Raw genomic sequence first — 17,593 nt, 5'->3', positions numbered from 1 at the left:
ATGCGCTCCTCATAAGGGAGCGATGCCACCGCGCTGTAATGCCGAAGCAGCTCCTGGAACTCCTCGTCCCGCAGCAGCTTCTCGACTTCCATGACCGGGACGCGATTGACGAGCGCCATCTCCTGGGCGCTACGTCCGGCCGCCATGGCCTGGGCCGTGCGCCTGCGGTCGCGTCTTGCCCAGAAGGGGTAGCGGCGCCGTGGCGGCTTGGAGGCGAGGCGATCGGTCCAGTCCATGGGGCCCACTGTACAAGGAATATAGTCCTTATACAATCGGTCTCATGCGCCACCCGCTGTCCGACCCACCCAACCCCATGGGGTCCAGGGGCCTTTCGGCCCATCGACAGCAAAGCTGTCGATCCGTGCTCGCGCAGCAAGACGTCGATCATCAGATCGCCGAGGGTCGCCGAAGGCTTCTTCCTCACGCTCTTGTCGCGAGCCTAGCCCAGGGCATCGCCAGCTACAGGCAATGGCTGGACCGGGGCGGCCGTGGCGCTGCATTTTCGAACCCACGCCGGACCGGCCATCCGAGGGGAGGGCCGCCGAGGAGCCGCACGGACCGACCTTTTCCGGCCTACTAGGCTGCGGGCTTAGCCGCCTCGAGCAGCATCGTGTCGATGGTGAAGGAGCCGTCCGCCTCGATGGCGAAATGCGCGCGCACCTCGTCCGCCATAGCCTTTTGCAGCCGGCGCATGGCAACGACGAACTCCGTGGGCGTGCGCATCCGCTCGGTCCAGCTGGCGAAGTCGAGCCGCAGGCGAAAGGGCGTGAACGCGCCTGGCACGAGGCCGGCCGCCTCGACCACCGCTTCCCATTCCGCACGGGTGCGGTTGCGCACATGGCTGGTGTCGCGCAGCACCTCGATGCTCTGCATGAACGTGTCGAGGATGGCCGGGCCGGGCGAAATCGTATCGGCCAGGAGAGCGATACCGCCAGGCTTCAGGACGCGGGCCGCCTCGGCGATGCCGGCATCGAAATCCCGCCAGTGATGCGCGCTGAAGCGGGTGGCGACGATATCGAAGCTGCCATCTTCGAACGGCAGGTGCTCAGCACCGCCGGTCTCCGTCTTGATATTGTGCAGTCCGTTCTCGGCCGCATGCCGGTCCACGACCGCGACCATCTCCGGCGACAGATCATAGGCCGTCACCTCGGCGACGAGCGGGGCTGCGGTGAAGGCCAGATGGCCGCCGCCGCAGCCAAGGTCCAGCAGGCGTGCCGTTCGATGGCCTTCCAGCCGCGCCGCCATCGCCTGGAGGTCCGGCCCGGCGCGATGGACGGCACTCTTGAGATAGGCCTCGGCCCTCCCGCCATATTGCGCTTTGGAAACGGCTTCCTGTGTCCTGCTGCTCATTGGTCTTCGTCCTTTTCGGCGACCCTCTTTCAGGGTTCGCTTCGTCCTCCGATAGGCGCTTGGCTGGAGCCAGCAAGTTCCGTCATTATGCTGGTATGAGTACCACCATGATCGAGCTTGGCGATTTCGTCCGCCGCCGCCGCCACGCCTTGCCGCCGCTGATCGGCCAGGGCACGCGGCCAAGCCGCACGCCCGGCTGGCGACGCGAGGAGGTGGCGCAGGCAGCCGGGCTCAGCGTCACCTGGTATACCTGGATCGAGCAGGGCCGCGAGATCGGCGTCTCGCCGGCAGCACTCGACCGGCTGGCGCGCGTCCTGCGGCTGGCCCCGGCCGAGCGGGCCTATCTCTTCGAGCTGGCGGGCCTGCACGACCCGGCGCCGCCGACGGCCGATCACGCGGACGAGGCGGCATTGCGCGCCTGCCTGGCCGCCCTAACCGCACCGGCCTACCTGCTCGACCAGTCCTGGGACGCCCTGCTCTGGAACGCGCCGGCGGCCGATCTCATGGCACCGTGGCTGGGCCGGGGAGACCGGCCGAACCTGCTGCGCTTCGTCTTCCTCGATCCGGCGGCGCGCGACCTCATCCTGCCCTGGGAAAGCCGCGCCTTTCGCCTGGTGGCCGAGTTCAGGAAGGAAGCGGGCGGTCTTGGCGCGCCGGCACGAACCGCCCTGGTCGAGGAACTCAGCGGCAAGAGTCCCGTCTTCAAGGCCGCCTGGCAGGCGCATCAGGTCACCGCCAGGACAGGCGGCCAGCGCAGCTTTCGCCATCCCGAGCGCGGCCTTGTCCACTACCAGCAGACGAGCTTCGATTTGGCTGACCGGATGGGACTGAAGCTGCATGTGCTCACGCCTCTGCCGCCGGGGGCGGCAGAGGCGACATGACTGCCGCTACCGCGCTTCGCGCTGCTTGAGCGGGACTGCCGCTACCGCGCTTCGCGCTGCTTGAGCGGGAGTTGTCACGACCGCGTCGCCTGATGCTTGAGCGCAAGCGGGGTTTCGTGACAGTCGATAGGGCACGCATGACGAAAGAGGGAGGTGGCGCGTGAAGGGTCTGTTCATCGATGCGAGTCCGGCTTTGGCGGCGACACTCGACGCCCAGCCGCGACCGGCCGGGATCGAGGTCGACCTCAATCTGGCAGCGCAGGTCGAGCCCGAGACGCTGCCCGGTCTCCTCGCCGGCTACGACTTCGCCTTGAACGACCACAGCTTCATGCCGACCGAGGTCATGCGGCATTGCCAGGGACTGCGCCACGTCATTTTCCTCGGCACTGGTGCGCGCAGCTACATGAATCCCGAGGCGTTGGCAGAGCTCGGCATCACCGTCCACATCATCAAAGGCTATGGCGACCGGGCCGTGGCCGAGCATGCCTTCGCCTTGATGTTCGCCGCCGCCCGCGGCCTTGCCGCCATGGACCGCGCCATGCGGGCCGGCACCTGGCGGCGGACCGAAGGTCCGGAGCTGGCCGGCAAGACGGTGGGCCTCATGGGCTATGGCGGAATCGGCCGCGAGATGGCCATGCTCTGCCGGGCGATCGGCATGCGCGTCCTCGTCTGGAGCCGCACGCCACGGCCCGAGCCTGGCATCACCTTCGTCGAGCTCGACACCCTTTTGGAGCAGAGCCAATTTCTTTCGCTCCACCTCCTCCTCGATGACAGCACGCGCGGCATTCTCTCGGCCGAGCGGCTGGCCCGCCTGCCGGAGGGGGCCATTCTCGTCAACACCGCGCGCGGCGACCTCGTCGACGAAGCGGCCATGATCGAGGCTCTGAAATCGGGCCGGCTGGGGCACGCCGCCCTCGACGTCTTCGCCCTGGAGCCGCTGCCGGCCGGCCATCCGCTGACCGGGCTCGATAACGTCACGCTTTCGGCCCACAGCGCCTTTCGCACGCCCGAGGCCTCCGCCAACCTGATGCGTCAGGCGCTGGAGATCGCCGGGCGCCTTGGCTGAGGCCAGCCGGTCGCCTTCCGACGAGCGCGAGGACGCCCCATGTCGACCCGGACTTTCCTGCAGGCGGCCCTCAACGGCAATCGCGACCATCCGGCCACCCCCAAGCGGCCCGAGGAGATTGCCCGCGAGGCTAAGGCGGCCGTGGCCGCCGGCGCGCAATCCCTGCATTTCCATCCCTATGCCCCGGACGGCAGGGAAACCTTCGACGCCGCGCATTGCGCCGCCGCCATCCGGGCCGTGCGCGCGGCCTGTCCGGGCATTTCGCTCTCCTTGAGCACGTCGGCCACGATCGAGCCCGATCCCGCCATTCGCCATGCGAGGATCGCCGCCTGGACGGACTGGCCGGACCTGGTGACCGCCAACCAGGGCGAGGCCGGCATCGTCGAGCTCTGCCAGCTCCTCCTTTCGCGCGGCGTCGCGATCGAGGCCGGCAATCTCTGCCTGGACGATGCCAGGGCCTTCATCGTCTCCGGCCTGGCGCCGCAATGCCACCGGGTGATGATCGAGCCACTCGACACCGACATCGGCGCTGCCGTCACGCATGCGCGCGCCATGTCGAGGCTCATCCTCGATGCCGGCATCGCCCTGCAGCAGGTCCACCATGGCGAGGGGATCGCCTCATGGGCCGTCAACCGCCGGGCCCTGGCCGAGGGACACGCGATAAGGACCGGTCTTGAGGATGTCGACGTCCTGCCCGATGGCCGGCCGGCGCAGGGCAATGGCGAACTGGTGGCGGCGGCCGCCGCACTCATCCGCGCGGCTGAGGGCAATTAACGGTGCGAGCGCCCTGCCAGACAGGCCCCGACTTTCAGGCGGTCTGGCAGGGGGCCTCGCCGTGCGGACCCGACGCCGCGCCGCGATCGCTGTGCGCGGCAAAGGCCGTCACCAGGAGGGCCAGGAGGGCGACGACGGCACCGATCCAGGGGAGATGGTCGTAGGTGACGCCAGCGGTGATCGCGGCACCGCCCAGCCAGGCACCGGTGGCGTTGCCGAGATTGAAGGCGCCCTGATTGAGGGTCGAGGCGAGATTGGGCGCCTCGGCCGCCTTGTCGACGATCCGGAGCTGCATAGGCGAGACCAGCGCGAAGGCCAGGATGCCCCAGACGAAGATGGTGGCCGCCGCCATCGGCAGATTGCCGGCCGTCAGCGTCAACAGGCCGAGTGCCAGGGTCACGAGACCCAAAAGAAGCTGCAGGGACGGCATGAGCCGCCAGTCCGCCAGCCTGCCGCCCAGAACGTTGCCGAGCGTCAGGCCGACGCCGAAGAGGAGGAGGATCCAGGTCACGGCCGCGGGCGAGGCGCCGCTCACATGCTCGAGCAACGGCGTGATGTAGGTGAAGACCGAGAAAAGGCTCATCGAGGCCAGGACGCTCATGCTCATGGCCAAGAGCACCTGCGGGCGGGTCAGCACCTTGAACTCGTCCAGGATGTTGCCGCCGCTATTCGCGATCGTGCGCGGCAGCCAGAGGAACATCGCGATCAAGGCCAAAATCGCGATCGCGATGACGCCGAAGAAGGGTGCCCGCCAGCCCAAAGCCTGGCCCAGCGCCGTGCCGAGCGGCACGCCCAGCACGTTGGCCAGCGTCAGGCCCGCGAACATGAGGGCGATGGCCGAGGCCCGCTTGTGGCGCGGCACGAGCCCGGCAGCGACGACGGCGCCGACGCCAAAGAAGGTGCCATGGCTGAGCGCGGTGACAATGCGCGCCGCCATCAGGAAGCCGTAATTGGGCGCCAGGGCGCAGCCGAGATTGCCGATGGCGAAGATCACCACCATGGCAAAGAGTGTCCATCGCGGCGGCAGGCGCGCGGTCAGGATGGCCAGAATCGGCGCGCCCAGCGTCACCGCGATTGCATAACCCGTGACCAGCAGGCCCGCCGTCGGAATCGTGACGACGAGGTCGCGGGCGACGTCGGGCAGGAGGCCCATGATGATGAATTCACTGGTGCCGATCCCGAAGGAGGCGATCGCGAGGGCAAGGAGCGGCAGCGGCAAGGGAATGGACTCCGAACGCAGGAATGTCACCGAGCGCATGCACGATCGCCCCCACGCGAGGAAGTGCATAATCGGCAGACCACTCAGCCAGCGGCGCAAGGATGAGGGCACCTCCGGCCCCGGGGTCGCCAGCGATCGCCGACCGCAAGGTCGGTTCAGCCTGCCTCGGCCAGGATCTCCTCCAGGGCGGCGAGCAGACGGTCGACCTCGGCATCGGTGCCGACCGTGATCCGCAGATAATCGGCGATACGGGGCTTGTCGAAGCGGCGAACGATGATCGCCCGCGCGCGCAATGCGGCTGCCAGCATGGCACCCTCATGGCGCGGATGGCGGGCAAAGACGAAATTGGCGGCCGAGGGCGGCATCTCAAAGCCCAGCGCAAGCAGGCCCACTTCCAGGCGTCGCCGACTGGCGATGACCTTGGCCCGGCTGTCCTCGAACCAGGCTACATCCTCGTAGGCCGCCCGGGCGCCGGCCTGTGCCAGCCGATCCAGGGGATAGGAGTTGAAGCTGTCCTTGACCCGCTCCAGCGCCTCGATCAGCGGCCGATCGCCAAAGGCCAGCCCCACCCGCAGGCCAGCCAGCGAGCGCGCCTTGGAAAGCGTTTGGACCACCAGCAGATTGGGATGGCGGGCGATCAGCGGAATGGCGCTCTCACCGCCGAAATCGACATAGGCCTCGTCGATGACGATAACGGCCTGGGGATGGGCCAGCAGCAACCGCTCGATCGCCTCGCGCGGCAGTACACTGCCGGTCGGCGCATTGGGGTTGGGCAAAATGATGGCCCCGGCATCCGGCGCGAAATCCTCGATTTGCACTTGCAAGGCCGCATCAAGCGGCACGGTCCGATAGGCGATGCCGAAAAGGCCGCAATAGACGGGATAGAAGCTGTAGGTGATGTCGGGAAAGAGCAGCGGACCTTCATGCTGCAGGAGACCCTTGAAGGTGTGGGCCAGCACCTCATCCGAGCCATTGCCCACGAAGACATTCCCCGCGTCCAGACCGTGATAGGCGGCGATCGTCGCGCGCAGCCGCTCGGCCGTGGGATCGGGATAGAGCCGCAGCCCGTCCTCCACCTCGGCCTTGATGGCGGCCAGCACGTGCGGCCCGGGGCCATAGGGATTTTCGTTGGTGTTGAGCTTGAGGAGACCCTCGAGCCTCGGTTGCTCGCCCGGCACATAGGGTGTCAGGTCACGAACGATCGGACTCCAAAAACGGCTCATGGGCAGGCTCGACAGGAAGGCTGAAGGATGGGGCGTCTTGATGCACGCCGGCTTTCAAAGCGCAAGCAACTCGGGCAAAGCGCAGGCAATTCGGGCAAAGCGCAAGCCGCTCAGGCCGCCGACGCATCCGGCGCGGCTGGCCCGATCACCCTGTCCCGCCCCTCGTTCTTGCCACGATAAAGCTGGACGTCCGCCTCGGCCACGAGATCAACACGCCGCATGCCCGGCGCTCCCAGGGCAAGGCCGACGGTCAGGGTCAGCCCCTGCCCGGGTGCGACGAGCCTGCAGCTCACCTCCTTGATCGTCTGGCACACCCGCTCGGCGGTGGCACGTGCCTCGGTCAGGCTCCGGCCCTGCAAGAGGATGGCGAACTCGTCGCCGCCTAGACGCCAGAACGCGCCCGGCTCGTCCAGCCAATGTTGGATCGCGCGCGCGAACGCCACGAGTAACCTGTCGCCCTCGGGATGGCCAAAGGCGTCGTTGATCTGCTTGAAGCCATCGAGATCGATGAGGAGCAGCACCGGCCAGGGCGGTGCCACCGGCGGCAACGGCATCAGCCTGTCCAGCATTTGCTCAAAGGCGCGGCGATTGCCCAGCCCGGTCAAGGGATCGGTGTAGGCGAGGCGGCGATGATCGAGATGCCGCTGCTCGATCGTCATTCCGGCCACCAGCACCGCCAGTGCGCTAACGAAGATAATGGCTTCAAGGATCAGGAAATTGCCCCAGAGGACGACCAGCGATGACGTCCAGCCGATGCCGAGACCGAAAACCAGCCGAAGAAGAAAGACGGAGCCGTGCGCCAACCAGAGACAGGCCGCGGCCAGGCGCAACGGCAGACGGGTTCCCCCGGCGGAGCGCCAGAGAACGACACCCGTGGCCAAGCTATAGGCGCCAAACAGGGCCGAGGAGATCGCGATGTGCGTCGCGAAGCTCGTCTGCCCGCTGAACATGGTAAGCAGCAGCCAGATCAGCGGGCCAGCCACGAGAGCCCACCTGGCCGGCCGGTGCCCGCTCACCACCTGCGCCGCCGCGAGCGCGCAGGCGAAGGCCAGGATAAATATCAACACGCCAGCCACGCGCTCTAAATAGCTGTTCCAGCCATAGCCCTGCGCCACCACGACGAAGCCGATGGCCGTCAAGGCGAAGGCCGCCGCCCACCAGCCCAGGGCGGCCAGGCGCTCTCGCCACCACAGCGCCAAGAGCACGGCGCCGACGACGAGATAAAGGACGACGACTGCGACAAGCAGCGTGAATGAATCGAGATTTGACATCAAATATCCGCCCGCAGGCCACGCAACCTATAAAGCACTCATAGCGCCTGACGCGCGAATTTTCACTTCCTAGTTAAATTTAGACTTATCTTCATAAATAATGATAAAATATGTGGTATTTTCTTCAATTTATTTATTTACCGAATATCCAATCATAAGGGGGCCGAATATTAATATGGATCGCGCCGTCGGCTCAATAGGGCGTTCCCTTGGCGCGCTCGCTCGCCAGCGCCCTGACGTACCACTCGAATTCGGCGAGAAACTTGCCGCTTCGCTTCGTCCAGGCCGCTGCGTCGACCGGGGTGCCGTCCATGGCGAAGGCGTCCTGGACCTTCGGCACCGGCAGGATCGAGGGGATGCTGGGCATGCCCATCTCGGCCAGGCAGGCGCGAAGCTGCATCGCCGCCCGCACACCGCCGAAGCTGCCGGTCGAGTAGCAGGCGATCGCCGAGGGTCGCCAGAACCATTCCTCAAGGAAATGGTCGAGCAGGTTCTTCAAGGCCGGCGGGATGCCGTTATTATATTCGCCGCTGACGATGACGAAGCCGTCCGCCGGCTTGATGATGGAGGCGATCTTCTCGAGCGCGGCCGGCGCCGTGCCGGCGGCATATTCCTTGTACATGCGATCCAGGAGCGGCAGGGTCAGTTCCAGAGGATCGAGCAACTGCACGCGATGGCCGGCCGCCTCCAGCCTTCGGACCATGTAGCGGGCGAAACGGATGCCCTGCCGGTCGCTCCTGACCGATCCATAGATGACAACCAGATCCAGTGCCATGATGCCCCCCTCGCGGCCGAATATTCCGCCTGTTCCTAGCAGCGTGCGGGGCCGATTGTTCCGCGGGTCGGCGAACGCGCCGGACCCATAAGCCTCGGCCGCTACCTCGATAGCGCGGCGGCCCAATCGGACCGGCCTAAGCTGCCGGCCTGCTGGCGATTAAGGCTGAGCGGATCGCGAGGCGCCTCGTTCTCGAGCACACCCGATCATGCGGGCCAGGACTTGCGAGGGCCGGTTCAAAGGACTCCGCGCAACACCATCTCGCCACCGAGGAGACAAAGGACAATCAGGAACCAACGACGAAAGGCCGCGCCGCCGACGCGATGCCGCAGCCACTGGCCGAGAAACTGGCCCAGGAGAGCCGGCAGGAGAGCCGCGAGCGAGGCCAGGAGATAATCCATGGCAACGGCGCCGTGGCTCCAGAGCCCCAGGCCCAAGGCCCAAGGCCAGCGTCGAGACGGTGAAGGACAGGCCCAGCGCCTGGACGAGCTCATCGCGCTCCAGGTCCAGGGCCTGAAGGTAGGGCACGGTCGGGATGACGAAGACACCGGTGGTCCCGGTGACAACCCCGGTGAGGCCGCCCACGATCGCCCCGAGCCAGGGCTCCAGTGCCGGCCGTAGCCGGAGCGGCGGCAGAATGAGAGCCAGGAGCGCGTAGAGCATCAGGGCCAGGCCCAGCGCCAGGGTCGCCCGATGCGCGTCGCCTCCGGCCAGGAAGGAAACCGGCCGAGAGCCAGGTCGCAAGAGCGATGGCCGCCAGCATGATGCCCAGGCGGCGAAGCAATGGCCTCAGCTTCGGCCCTCTGATCTGCCAGAGATTGGTCACGAGCGAGGGAAACAGCAGGAGCGTCGCGGCTGCCTTGGGCGCCACAAGGCTGCCAAGGATGGCCATTGCGACGGTTGGCAAGCCCATGCCGGTCACCCCCTTGACCATGCCGGCCACGACGAAGGTGACGGAGACGAGCAACGACAAGGAAAGATAGTCCATGCGCCAGTTCCTGGCCCGGGCCCGCCTGGCTCGCAATGCGGATGATCCCAAGCCAGACTTCGGCTATGATGAAGTCAGCGCGCCCGGCATGTCAGGGCCAGCCGTCTGCGGGGAAAGGATGCGCTTCGATCTCGTCGACCTGCGGCTGTTTCGCGCCGTCTGCGAGGCTGGCAGCATCACGCACGGTGCCGCGCTCGTCCATCTGTCTCTGCCGGCGGCCAGCGAGCGGCTGCGGCAAATGGAGGAGCGTGCCAGGCTGCGTCTCCTCGAGCGCCACCATCGCGGCGTCGTGCCGACCGCAGCGGGGCTGGACCTGGCCCGGCATGCGCGTGGCGTGCTGGCCCAGATGGAGCAACTGCATCTCGACCTCTCCGGTCACGCTAAGGGCCAACGAGCGACGATCCGGCTTTGGGCGAACACGGCGGCTTGCAGCGTCTTAGTGCCCCAGCACTTGGGCCCCTGGCTGGCAGCCCGGCCGCTGGTCGACCTCACTTTGCTGGAACGGTCGAGCCCGGATATCGTCCGGGGGCTGGCGGGCGGCTTTGCCGAGATCGGCATCGTTGCCGACACGACCGAGACCGCCGACCTGGATACCCTCCCTTTCGCGCCGGACCGGCTGGTCGCGCTGGGCAGCAGCGAGCATCCGCGATTGCAGTCAGAGGAGGTCGCTTTCGCCGACCTTTTGGACTTGCCCTTCGTCGGCATGGCCGACGGGGCACTGCAGACGCACGTCGAGCGGCAGGCCCTGCAACGCGGCCACCCGCTCAAGGTCAGGCTGCGCGTGCGCAGCGAGGAGGCCCTGGCCGGACTGGCGGCCGATGGCGTGGGACTTGCCATTCTGCCGGCGACGACGGCAAGGCCATTCGCTCACAGGTTCGGCCTGCGCCTGACGCCGCTCAGCGACAGCTTCGCGCGACGCCAGCTCCTCCTTTGCCGGCAACGCGACGCGATCCTGGCACCTGCCGCGAGCCAGCTCTTCGCGCATCTGGCGGCAATGGCGGATCAGCCGGGCTAGACGATGCCGCCGCCACCACCCTTGGCGGCCGGGCGGATCTCGGCCACCTGGCGGCGATAGCCGGAGGCCCGGTAGACCGCCAAGGGATCGATGGCAGCACCCTTGCGCGCTCGCGCCATGGCCAGGATCGGCGTCACGTCGGTCGTGAAGGCGCGCTTCAGGGTCTGCGCCGCCAGCATGACGTCGTTGGCCTCCTGGTGCTGGTCCAGGCTGGCGCGATCGACGATCAGCGCCTGGGCATAGGCGCGCGCCACCTCGATCGCACTTGTCATCAGGCTCTCGATCGGGTCGGTGACGTTGTGCGACTGGTCCAGCATGTAGGCGGGCGCGAAGCCCGCAAGGCCGCGCCGCTCGGCGTCGACCAGCTCGTTGAAGACGAGAAAGAGGCGGAAGGGATCGATCGAGCCCGCGTCCAGATCGTCGTCGCCATACTTGGAATCGTTGAAGTGGAAGCCGCCCAGACGGCCGGCGGCCGCCAGCCTGGCGACGATCATCTCGATATTCACGTTGGGCGCGTGGTGGCCGAGATCGACCAGGCAATGGGCGGCGGGGCCGATCGCCTGTGCCGCCATGAGCGAGCTGCCCCAGTCCTGGATGACGGTCGAATAGAAGGCCGGCTCGTGGATCTTGTGCTCGAGAAAGAGCTTCCAGCCCTCCGGCAGGTCGCCATGGACCGCCTGCATCGATTCCACATAGCGCTCGAAGGCACGGGCGAAATGAGCCTGGCCCGGGAAGTTCGAGCCGTCGCCGATCCAGACGGTCAGGGCATTGGCACCCACCTTCCGGCCGAGCTCGATGCAAAGGACATTATGCTCGACCGCCTGCTGGCGCACGGCCGGATCGGTGTGGGAGAGGCTGCCGAACTTGTAAGAGAGCGGGTGGCGCGGGTCGGCCGGGTGATCCTGAAACGTGTTGGAGTTGACGGCGTCGAAGGCCAGGCCAAGCGCGCGCCCGCTCTCGAAGAGGCCGTCCATGTCCTCCACCTGGTCCCAGGGGAAATGGAGGGAGACCCTGGGCGTGGTGGCCGTGAGGTCCTGGATGACGGCGCAATCCTCGAGCTTGTCGAAGATGTGGCGCGGCTCGCCAGGGCCCGGAAAGCGGGCAAAGCGCGTTCCGCCCGTGCCGACGCCCCAGGAGGGCACGGCCACGCCGAAGGCCATCACCGCCTCGGTGATGCGCTCGATATTGACACCACGGCGGTCCAACTGGTGGGCCAGCGCGTCGTAATCGGCGCGCAGATCCGCCTCCTGCCGGGCGTTGGCCGCGGCGATCCGGTTCTGGTCGATCATGCTGCTCCTCCGTTCAGCGTGTGAAGGAGGGCGCGTGACCGGCATCGACGTTCAAGACGTTGCCGGTCGACTTCGCGGAGATGGACGAGGCAAAGAAGGCGATGCCCTCGGCGATGTCCTCGGGATAGACCGAGAGCTTCAGGAGGCTGCGCTCGCGATAGACTTCTTCGAGGCCGTCGGAGTCCGTCTTGTAGGAGGCCGCCCGGGCGGTGCCCCACTCGCCCTTCCAGATGCGCGAGCCGCGCAGGACGGCATCGGGATTGACGACATTGGCGCGGATCTGGTGCGGCGCACCCTCGAGCGCCAGGCAGCGCGCGAGCTGCACCTCGGAGGCCTTGGCCGTGCAATAGGCGGAGGCACCGGCACTGGCCACCAGCGCGTTCTTGGAGGCGACGAAAACGATCGAGCCGCCAATACCTTGCGCCTTCATCAGCCTGAAGGCCTCGCGGCTGATGAGGAAATAGCCGGTCGAGAGAATGTCCATGTTGCGCTGCCAGAGCGCCAGCGTCGTCTCCTCGATCGGCGCCGCCGAGGCGATGCCGGCGTTGGAGACGCAGATGTCCAGCCCGCCAAAGGCACGGGCCGCCTCAGCGAACAGGCTGGCCACCGCCTCTTCCTTGGTGACGTCGACCCAAAGGCCGCGCACGACGTCCTTGCCGAATTCCCGGGCGAGTTCAGCCTCCGCTTCGGCCAGGGCCTCCTTGTCGATGTCACAGATGACGGCACAAGCGCCCTCGCCCATCAGGCGGCGCGCCGTCGCCGTGCCGATGCCGCCAGCGCCACCCGTGATGAGCGCGACCTTGCCGGCCAGCGCCTTCTGCCTGGGCAGGCGGGCGAGCTTGGCCTCCTCAAGGAGCCAGTACTCGATGTCGAAGGCTTCCTGCTCGGGTAGGCCGCGATAGGTCGAGACGGTATCGGCACCGCGCATCACGTTGATGGCGTTGACGTAGAACTCGGCCGAGATCCTGGCCGTCGCCCGGTCGCCTGCGAAAGTGATCATGCCGATGCCGGGGATCAGGTAGACGACGGGGTTGGGATCGCGCATGGCTGGCGAATCGGCATGCTTGCAGCGCGCGTAATAGGCCGCGTAATCCTCTCGATAGCCGGCGACCAGCGGCTCCAGCCTGGCGATCAGGTCGGCCACTTCGTCCTTCTGTGGATCGAAGGGCAGCACCAAAGGACGGATCTTGGTGCGCAGGAAATGGTCCGGGCAGGAGGTACCGAGCGGCGCCAGCCGGTCGAGGTCCGCCGATCCGACGAACTCCAGGACGGCCGGCTGGTCGTCGAAATGGCCGAGCTTGGGCTTGTCCTTGGAGATCAGGCCGCGAATGGCCGGCATCAGCCCGGCCGCCACCGCCGCCCGCTTCTCCGGGCTGGCCGCGGCCACGCGCTCCCCGCCGAAGATGACCTTGCCCTCGCTCTGACGCCCCAGCCAGGCGATGGCCTTGTTGATCGTGCCGATCGTGGTCTCGTAGCACTCCTTCTGCGTGTCGCCCCAGGTGAAGAGCCCGTGCGCCTCGAGCACGCAGCCCTTGGCCCTGGGGTTTTCCTCGACGAAGCGCTTCAGCCAGAGGCCGAGCTCGAAGCCGGGCCGCCGCCAGGGCACCCAGCCGATCTCGTCGCCCCAGATCTCCCTTGTCAGCGCCTTGCTGTCGGCCGAGGCCGCAATGGCGATCACGGCATCGGGATGGACATGGTCGACATGCGGCCGGTCGATCAGGCCATGCAGGGGCGTGTCGATCGAGGTGGCGCGGGGGTTCAGATTGAAGGTGCAGTGGTTATAGAGGGCCACCATCGGGTCCTCCTGCTCAGGCCCGCGATAGAGCTTTTGCAGTGAGAGGAGCTTGTCCATGTAGAGCGTGGAGAAGCCGTCCAGCTTCATCGAGCCGATATCGCCGCCCGAGCCCTTCACCCAAAGGACGGTCACTTCCTCGCCCGTCAGCGGATCGGGCATGCGGATCTTGGAGGATGTATTGCCACCGCCATAATTGGTGATGCGCTTGTCGGAGCCCAGGAGGTTGGAGCGGTAGAGGAGCAACTCCTCGGGCCTCAGGCTCGCAGCCTTGGCATCGTCCCACTTGTTCTGCAGCAGTTGCGCCTCTGCCATGTGCCGGCCTCCCTTTTGGCGATTTGCGCAGATACAATCATCTCCGATCATATTTCGTCAACTGCAATCATAACCGATTGACAGACCGGCCGATTTGCCATGAAATGATCGAAATAGGGATCAGGCTGACCGAGGTTGATTGCACAACGATGCTCGAACGCGAGCGCCACCGTCTCATTTTGAAGTTCGTCGAAGAGCGCGCCGTGGCCAGCGTCGCCGACCTCGTCGAGCTTCTCGGCGCCTCCGAGGCCACGGTCAGGCGCGACATCAACGCCCTGGCCCTGCGGCACGAGGTGCGCCGCGTCAGGGGTGGTGCCGAAGCCTTGCGCCCCCGGCCGCAGACGCAATTGGCAGGCGCACCCTTCGCGCTCCGCCGCGGCAAGGCGCCAAGCGAGAAGCGGGTGATCGCCCGCATGGCGGCCTCGCTGGTCGAGCCCGGCTCCAGCGTCATCTTGAACAATGGCACGACAACGCTGCAGATGGTCGACTTCCTCCAGGACAAGGACCTCGACATCTTGACGAATTCCTTTCCGATCGCCGCCGGCCTGATGAGCCAGGGCCGCCACCGGGTCACGCTGCCGGGCGGACGCGTCTTTCGCGAGCAGGGCATCATCCTCTCGCCCTTCGAAAACGACGTGGTGAGCAATTTCTGGGCGGGTCAGCTCTTCACCGGCTGCTACGGCCTGAATCCCTTCGGGCTGATCGAGGCCGACCCGCTGATCGCCCAGTCCGAGGTCAAGCTCTTCGAGCGCGCCGAGCGCATCATTGTCCTGGCCGACAGCAGCAAGCTCGGTCAAAGGGCCTCGATGATCGTAGCCCCCCTTGCCAAGATCGATCTTCTGATCACGGATGAGGGTGCGACGGAGGAAGACCTCACCCGGCTGCGCAAGGCCGGGCTCGAGGTCGTCATCGCCAATACGAAGAGCGAACGGGACGCAAGCCTCGTGGCCTAGCACCGGACAATCACAATCATTCAAGGGGCGAGCCAACAGGCCCCATCAGGGAGTTAGCAGATGCAAAGACGTAGATTGATGGCCGGGGCCGCCGCCCTATTGACGATGGCCGGCACGACGTTGGCCGGCGCGAACCTCGCCATGGCGGCCGACAAGCCCGTCAAGCTGGGCCTGGTCGCGAAGTCGCTGGGCAACGGCTTCTTCGATGCCGCCAACAAGGGTGCTAACGAAGCGGCCAAGGAACTGGGCGGCGTCGAGATCATCTATACCGGGCCGACGACGACCACGGCCGAGGGACAGATCGAGGTGCTGAACGCGCTGATCGCCCAGCGCGTCGACGCCATCGCCATATCCGCCAATGATCCGGACGCCGTGGCGCCGACGCTCAAGAAGGCGCAGGCGCGCGGCATCAAGGTCATGTCGTTCGACAGCGGCGTGGCGGAGGATGCGCGCACCGTCCATCTTGCTCCCTCCTCCGATGCCCTGATCGGCGAGGCCTGCTTGAACCTCATCTCCGATGCCATCGGCGGCAGCGGTAAGATCGCCATCCTTTCGGCCACCCCCACCTCGACCAATCAGAATGTCTGGATCGGGGTGATGAAGAAGGATCTGGCCGAGGACCGCTTCAAGGGCCTGGATCTCGTCACCATCGCCTATGGCGACGATCTGGCCGACAAATCCTATCGCGAGACCCAGGCGCTCTTGAAGCAGCATCCCGACATCCAGGGGATCATCTCGCCGACCACGATCGGCATCGTCGCCGGTGCCAAGGCCATCGAGGACCAGGGCCTCTCGGGCAAGGTCTGGATAACGGGCCTGGGCCTGCCCTCCGAACTGGAAGGCCATGTGAAGTCCGGCACGGTCAAGAGCTTCGCCATCTGGAACCCGATCGATCTCGGCTACTCGACGGCGCAGATAGCCGTGCAGATGGTACGCACCCCGGATGCCGTGGGCCCGGGCAAGACCGTCAAGGTCGGCCGGGTCGGCGAGATCGCCTTCGACGACAAGGGCCTGGGCGCGATGGCCAAGCCCTTCACCTACGACAAGTCGAACGTCGAAGAGTTCGCCAAGATCTTCTGAAGCGCCCGCAGCCGGCCGGGGACCGATCCCCGGCCCACAGACATGATCGGTGATCGACGCGCCGGCCCCCATGCGGCCGCCGCCTGCCTTTGGTATATCCATGACGGAAGCGATCCTGACGCTCGAGAGCGTCACGAAATCCTTTGCCGGCGTCCATGCGCTCACCCACGGCGCGCTCGAACTGCGCGCCGGCGAGGTCACCGCTCTGATCGGCGAAAACGGTGCCGGCAAGTCGACGCTGGTCAAGATCCTGACCGGCGTCTATCGCCCCGACGGCGGCACGATCCGCCTGCGCGGCCAACCCGTCGCCGTCACGTCGGCCGCCCATGCCCGCAGCCTCGGCATCACCGCGATCCACCAGGAAGCCGTGGTCTTCGACGACCTGACGGTGGCTGAGAACATCTTCATCGAGGACCGGCCAAGGACGAGGCTGGGCGCGGTCGACTGGGCCTTGATGGCCACCCGCTCGCGGGCGATCCTGAAAGAACTCGAATCGGACCTCGATCCGACAACGCCGATGCGCCAGCTGAGCGTCGCGCAAAAGCACCTCGTGCAGATCGCTCGCGCCCTTTCAGTCGATGCCAGGGTCGTCATCATGGACGAGCCCACGGCCGCCCTCTCGCATCGCGAGATCGAGGATCTGCTGGCCATCGTCCGCCGCCTGCGCGCCGAGGGGCGCGCCATCCTCTTCATCAGCCACAAATTCGACGAGATCGAGGCGATCGCCGACAGCTACGCGGTCTTTCGCGACGGGGCCGCCGTCGGTGCCGGGCGTCTCGCCCAGACGAGCCGTGACGAGCTGGTGGCGCTCATGGTCGGCCGCCCGGTGGGCCAGGTCTTTCCCAAGACGGAAGCCAAGATCGGCCCGCCCGTCCTGGAAGCCCAGGGCCTGACCCGCCTGCCCGAATTCGAAGGCATCGACTTCACCCTCAGGCGGGGCGAGATCCTGGGCATCTACGGCCTTGTCGGCTCGGGCCGCAGCGAAATGGCTCGCGCCATCTTCGGCGTCTCGCAGCTGGGAGCCGGCCATCTGCTCCTTGATGGCCAGGCGGTGCGCTTTGCTCACCCCGGCCAGGCCATCAAGGCCGGCATCGCCTACGTGCCCGAGGATCGCCAGAGCCAGGGCGCCGTCCTGACGCTGCCGATCTTCCAAAACGTGACACTGGCAAGGCTCGGCCACTACGCCAAAGCCGGTTTTCTCTCCGGTCGGAAGGAGCGCAAGACCGCCAGCATCCTGGCGCAGGCGATGCAGCTCAAGGCGGCCAGCCTCGATCAGAACGTCGAGGAGCTCTCAGGCGGCAACCAGCAGAAAGTGGTGATCGCCAAATGGCTGGCGACCGATCCCAAGGTGCTCATCCTGGACGAGCCCACCAAGGGCATCGACGTCGGCTCGAAGGCGGCTGTGCATCGCTTCATGGGTGCCCTGGTGCGCCAGGGACTGGCGATCTTGATGATCAGTTCGGAACTGCCGGAGGTCATGGGCATGGCCGACCGCATCCTCGTGATGCGGCGCGGCCGCTCCGTCGGCCTTTTCGAGCGCGCCACCGCCACGCCCGAGACCATCATCCGGGCCGCCACCGATGCCTGATAAAGGAAGCAGCG

General features: G+C 66.6%; 15 protein-coding genes and 1 pseudogene. 7 read left to right on the top strand and 9 right to left on the bottom strand.

Translation table 11 applies throughout. The annotated features are described in order from the left end of the window. Both CFB17_RS16870 and CFB17_RS16865 read right to left on the bottom strand, forming a co-directional pair. Window positions 1-236, bottom strand: a 236-nt coding sequence (locus tag CFB17_RS16870; RefSeq protein WP_133063944.1) for a hypothetical protein, incomplete at its 3' end; no start/stop codon positions are given. A 340-nt stretch (window positions 237-576) separates the two neighbouring features. Further along, window positions 577-1,350, bottom strand: a complete 774-nt coding sequence (locus CFB17_RS16865) for a class I SAM-dependent methyltransferase (RefSeq protein ID WP_088562737.1) — start codon at window positions 1,348-1,350, stop codon at window positions 577-579. Window positions 1,351-1,457: 107 nt separating this feature from the next. Here CFB17_RS16865 and CFB17_RS16860 point away from each other — a divergent pair, with 107 nt between their 5' ends. The 3 genes from CFB17_RS16860 (at window position 1,458) to CFB17_RS16850 (ending at window position 4,071) form a co-directional block, all read left to right on the top strand. Beyond that, window positions 1,458-2,231: a helix-turn-helix transcriptional regulator gene (locus tag CFB17_RS16860; RefSeq protein WP_088562736.1), complete on the top strand. Its 774-nt coding sequence runs from the start codon at window positions 1,458-1,460 to the stop codon at window positions 2,229-2,231. A gap of 160 nt (window positions 2,232-2,391) precedes the next feature. Continuing rightward, complete coding sequence (locus tag CFB17_RS16855; protein ID WP_122984980.1) at window positions 2,392-3,297, top strand: NAD(P)-dependent oxidoreductase; 906 nt, start codon at window positions 2,392-2,394, stop codon at window positions 3,295-3,297. 39 nt (window positions 3,298-3,336) lie between these two features. Beyond that, a complete protein-coding gene (locus tag CFB17_RS16850) occupies window positions 3,337-4,071 on the top strand; it encodes a 3-keto-5-aminohexanoate cleavage protein (RefSeq protein ID WP_088562735.1) in 735 nt (244 codons plus the stop codon). Between the two features lie 34 nt (window positions 4,072-4,105). Here the strand turns inward: CFB17_RS16850 and CFB17_RS16845 are convergent, their stop codons facing one another. The 5 genes and pseudogenes from CFB17_RS16845 to CFB17_RS16825 form a co-directional block, all read right to left on the bottom strand. Next, window positions 4,106-5,290 carry an MFS transporter gene (locus CFB17_RS16845; protein WP_088562752.1) on the bottom strand — a complete coding sequence of 395 codons (1,185 nt, stop codon included), beginning with the start codon at window positions 5,288-5,290 and terminating at the stop codon, window positions 4,106-4,108. A gap of 155 nt (window positions 5,291-5,445) precedes the next feature. Beyond that, the gene (gene hisC, locus CFB17_RS16840) at window positions 5,446-6,513 is read right to left on the bottom strand and encodes a histidinol-phosphate transaminase (protein ID WP_088562734.1); all 1,068 of its coding nucleotides are present in this window, start codon (window positions 6,511-6,513) and stop codon (window positions 5,446-5,448) included. A 110-nt stretch (window positions 6,514-6,623) separates the two neighbouring features. Then, window positions 6,624-7,784 carry a GGDEF domain-containing protein gene (locus CFB17_RS16835; protein ID WP_088562733.1) on the bottom strand — a complete coding sequence of 387 codons (1,161 nt, stop codon included), beginning with the start codon at window positions 7,782-7,784 and terminating at the stop codon, window positions 6,624-6,626. Window positions 7,785-7,977: 193 nt separating this feature from the next. Then, on the bottom strand, window positions 7,978-8,559 hold the full coding sequence (locus CFB17_RS16830; protein ID WP_088562751.1) for an NADPH-dependent FMN reductase: 582 nt from the start codon (window positions 8,557-8,559) through the stop codon (window positions 7,978-7,980). 236 nt (window positions 8,560-8,795) lie between these two features. Further along, window positions 8,796-9,547, bottom strand: a pseudogene (locus CFB17_RS16825) (TSUP family transporter). On the opposite strand from CFB17_RS16825, the gene CFB17_RS16820 reads away from it, so the two are divergent. Beyond that, a complete protein-coding gene (locus CFB17_RS16820) occupies window positions 9,546-10,562 on the top strand; it encodes a LysR family transcriptional regulator (protein WP_207762151.1) in 1,017 nt (338 codons plus the stop codon). The pseudogene CFB17_RS16825 and the gene CFB17_RS16820 overlap by 2 nt on opposite strands. On the opposite strand, the gene rhaI is transcribed toward CFB17_RS16820, so the two are convergent. Together rhaI and CFB17_RS16810 are read right to left on the bottom strand one after the other, a co-directional pair. After that, entirely contained in the window at window positions 10,559-11,851 is a 1,293-nt protein-coding gene (gene rhaI, locus CFB17_RS16815; protein ID WP_088562732.1) for an L-rhamnose catabolism isomerase, read from the bottom strand. The genes CFB17_RS16820 and rhaI overlap by 4 nt on opposite strands. 13 nt (window positions 11,852-11,864) lie before the next feature. Continuing rightward, on the bottom strand, window positions 11,865-13,958 hold the full coding sequence (locus CFB17_RS16810; protein WP_088562731.1) for a bifunctional rhamnulose-1-phosphate aldolase/short-chain dehydrogenase: 2,094 nt from the start codon (window positions 13,956-13,958) through the stop codon (window positions 11,865-11,867). A gap of 149 nt (window positions 13,959-14,107) precedes the next feature. Here CFB17_RS16810 and CFB17_RS16805 point away from each other — a divergent pair, with 149 nt between their 5' ends. From CFB17_RS16805 to CFB17_RS16795, 3 genes are all read left to right on the top strand, one after another. Further along, window positions 14,108-14,911 carry a DeoR/GlpR family DNA-binding transcription regulator gene (locus tag CFB17_RS16805; protein WP_088562749.1) on the top strand — a complete coding sequence of 268 codons (804 nt, stop codon included), beginning with the start codon at window positions 14,108-14,110 and terminating at the stop codon, window positions 14,909-14,911. 60 nt (window positions 14,912-14,971) lie between these two features. After that, entirely contained in the window at window positions 14,972-15,991 is a 1,020-nt protein-coding gene (gene rhaS, locus CFB17_RS16800) for a rhamnose ABC transporter substrate-binding protein (protein ID WP_088562730.1), read from the top strand. 100 nt (window positions 15,992-16,091) lie between these two features. Next, window positions 16,092-17,579 carry a sugar ABC transporter ATP-binding protein gene (locus CFB17_RS16795; RefSeq protein ID WP_088562748.1) on the top strand — a complete coding sequence of 496 codons (1,488 nt, stop codon included), beginning with the start codon at window positions 16,092-16,094 and terminating at the stop codon, window positions 17,577-17,579. The last annotated feature ends 14 nt before the right edge of the window (window positions 17,580-17,593 follow it).

The sequence above is a fragment of the Arboricoccus pini genome, assembly GCF_900187945.1.
Taxonomy (GTDB): domain Bacteria; phylum Pseudomonadota; class Alphaproteobacteria; order Geminicoccales; family Geminicoccaceae; genus Arboricoccus; species Arboricoccus pini.
The sequence above is the reverse complement of the archived record's forward strand: the minus strand, read 5'-3'. Positions and strand labels throughout refer to the sequence as shown.

What these genes read in the sequence shown, in the direction of transcription:
- CFB17_RS16810 (WP_088562731.1), bottom strand. Translation starts at nt 13,958, where the DNA reads ATGGCAGAGGCGCAACTGCTGCAGAACAAGTGGGACGATGCCAAGGCT.
- CFB17_RS16835 (WP_088562733.1), bottom strand. Translation starts at nt 7,784, where the DNA reads ATGTCAAATCTCGATTCATTCACGCTGCTTGTCGCAGTCGTCGTCCTT.
- CFB17_RS16820 (WP_207762151.1), top strand. Translation starts at nt 9,546, where the DNA reads ATGCGCCAGTTCCTGGCCCGGGCCCGCCTGGCTCGCAATGCGGATGAT.
- rhaS (WP_088562730.1), top strand. Translation starts at nt 14,972, where the DNA reads ATGCAAAGACGTAGATTGATGGCCGGGGCCGCCGCCCTATTGACGATG.
- CFB17_RS16865 (WP_088562737.1), bottom strand. Translation starts at nt 1,350, where the DNA reads ATGAGCAGCAGGACACAGGAAGCCGTTTCCAAAGCGCAATATGGCGGG.
- CFB17_RS16850 (WP_088562735.1), top strand. Translation starts at nt 3,337, where the DNA reads ATGTCGACCCGGACTTTCCTGCAGGCGGCCCTCAACGGCAATCGCGAC.
- CFB17_RS16860 (WP_088562736.1), top strand. Translation starts at nt 1,458, where the DNA reads ATGATCGAGCTTGGCGATTTCGTCCGCCGCCGCCGCCACGCCTTGCCG.
- CFB17_RS16795 (WP_088562748.1), top strand. Translation starts at nt 16,092, where the DNA reads ATGACGGAAGCGATCCTGACGCTCGAGAGCGTCACGAAATCCTTTGCC.
- hisC (WP_088562734.1), bottom strand. Translation starts at nt 6,513, where the DNA reads ATGAGCCGTTTTTGGAGTCCGATCGTTCGTGACCTGACACCCTATGTG.
- CFB17_RS16830 (WP_088562751.1), bottom strand. Translation starts at nt 8,559, where the DNA reads ATGGCACTGGATCTGGTTGTCATCTATGGATCGGTCAGGAGCGACCGG.
- CFB17_RS16805 (WP_088562749.1), top strand. Translation starts at nt 14,108, where the DNA reads ATGCTCGAACGCGAGCGCCACCGTCTCATTTTGAAGTTCGTCGAAGAG.
- rhaI (WP_088562732.1), bottom strand. Translation starts at nt 11,851, where the DNA reads ATGATCGACCAGAACCGGATCGCCGCGGCCAACGCCCGGCAGGAGGCG.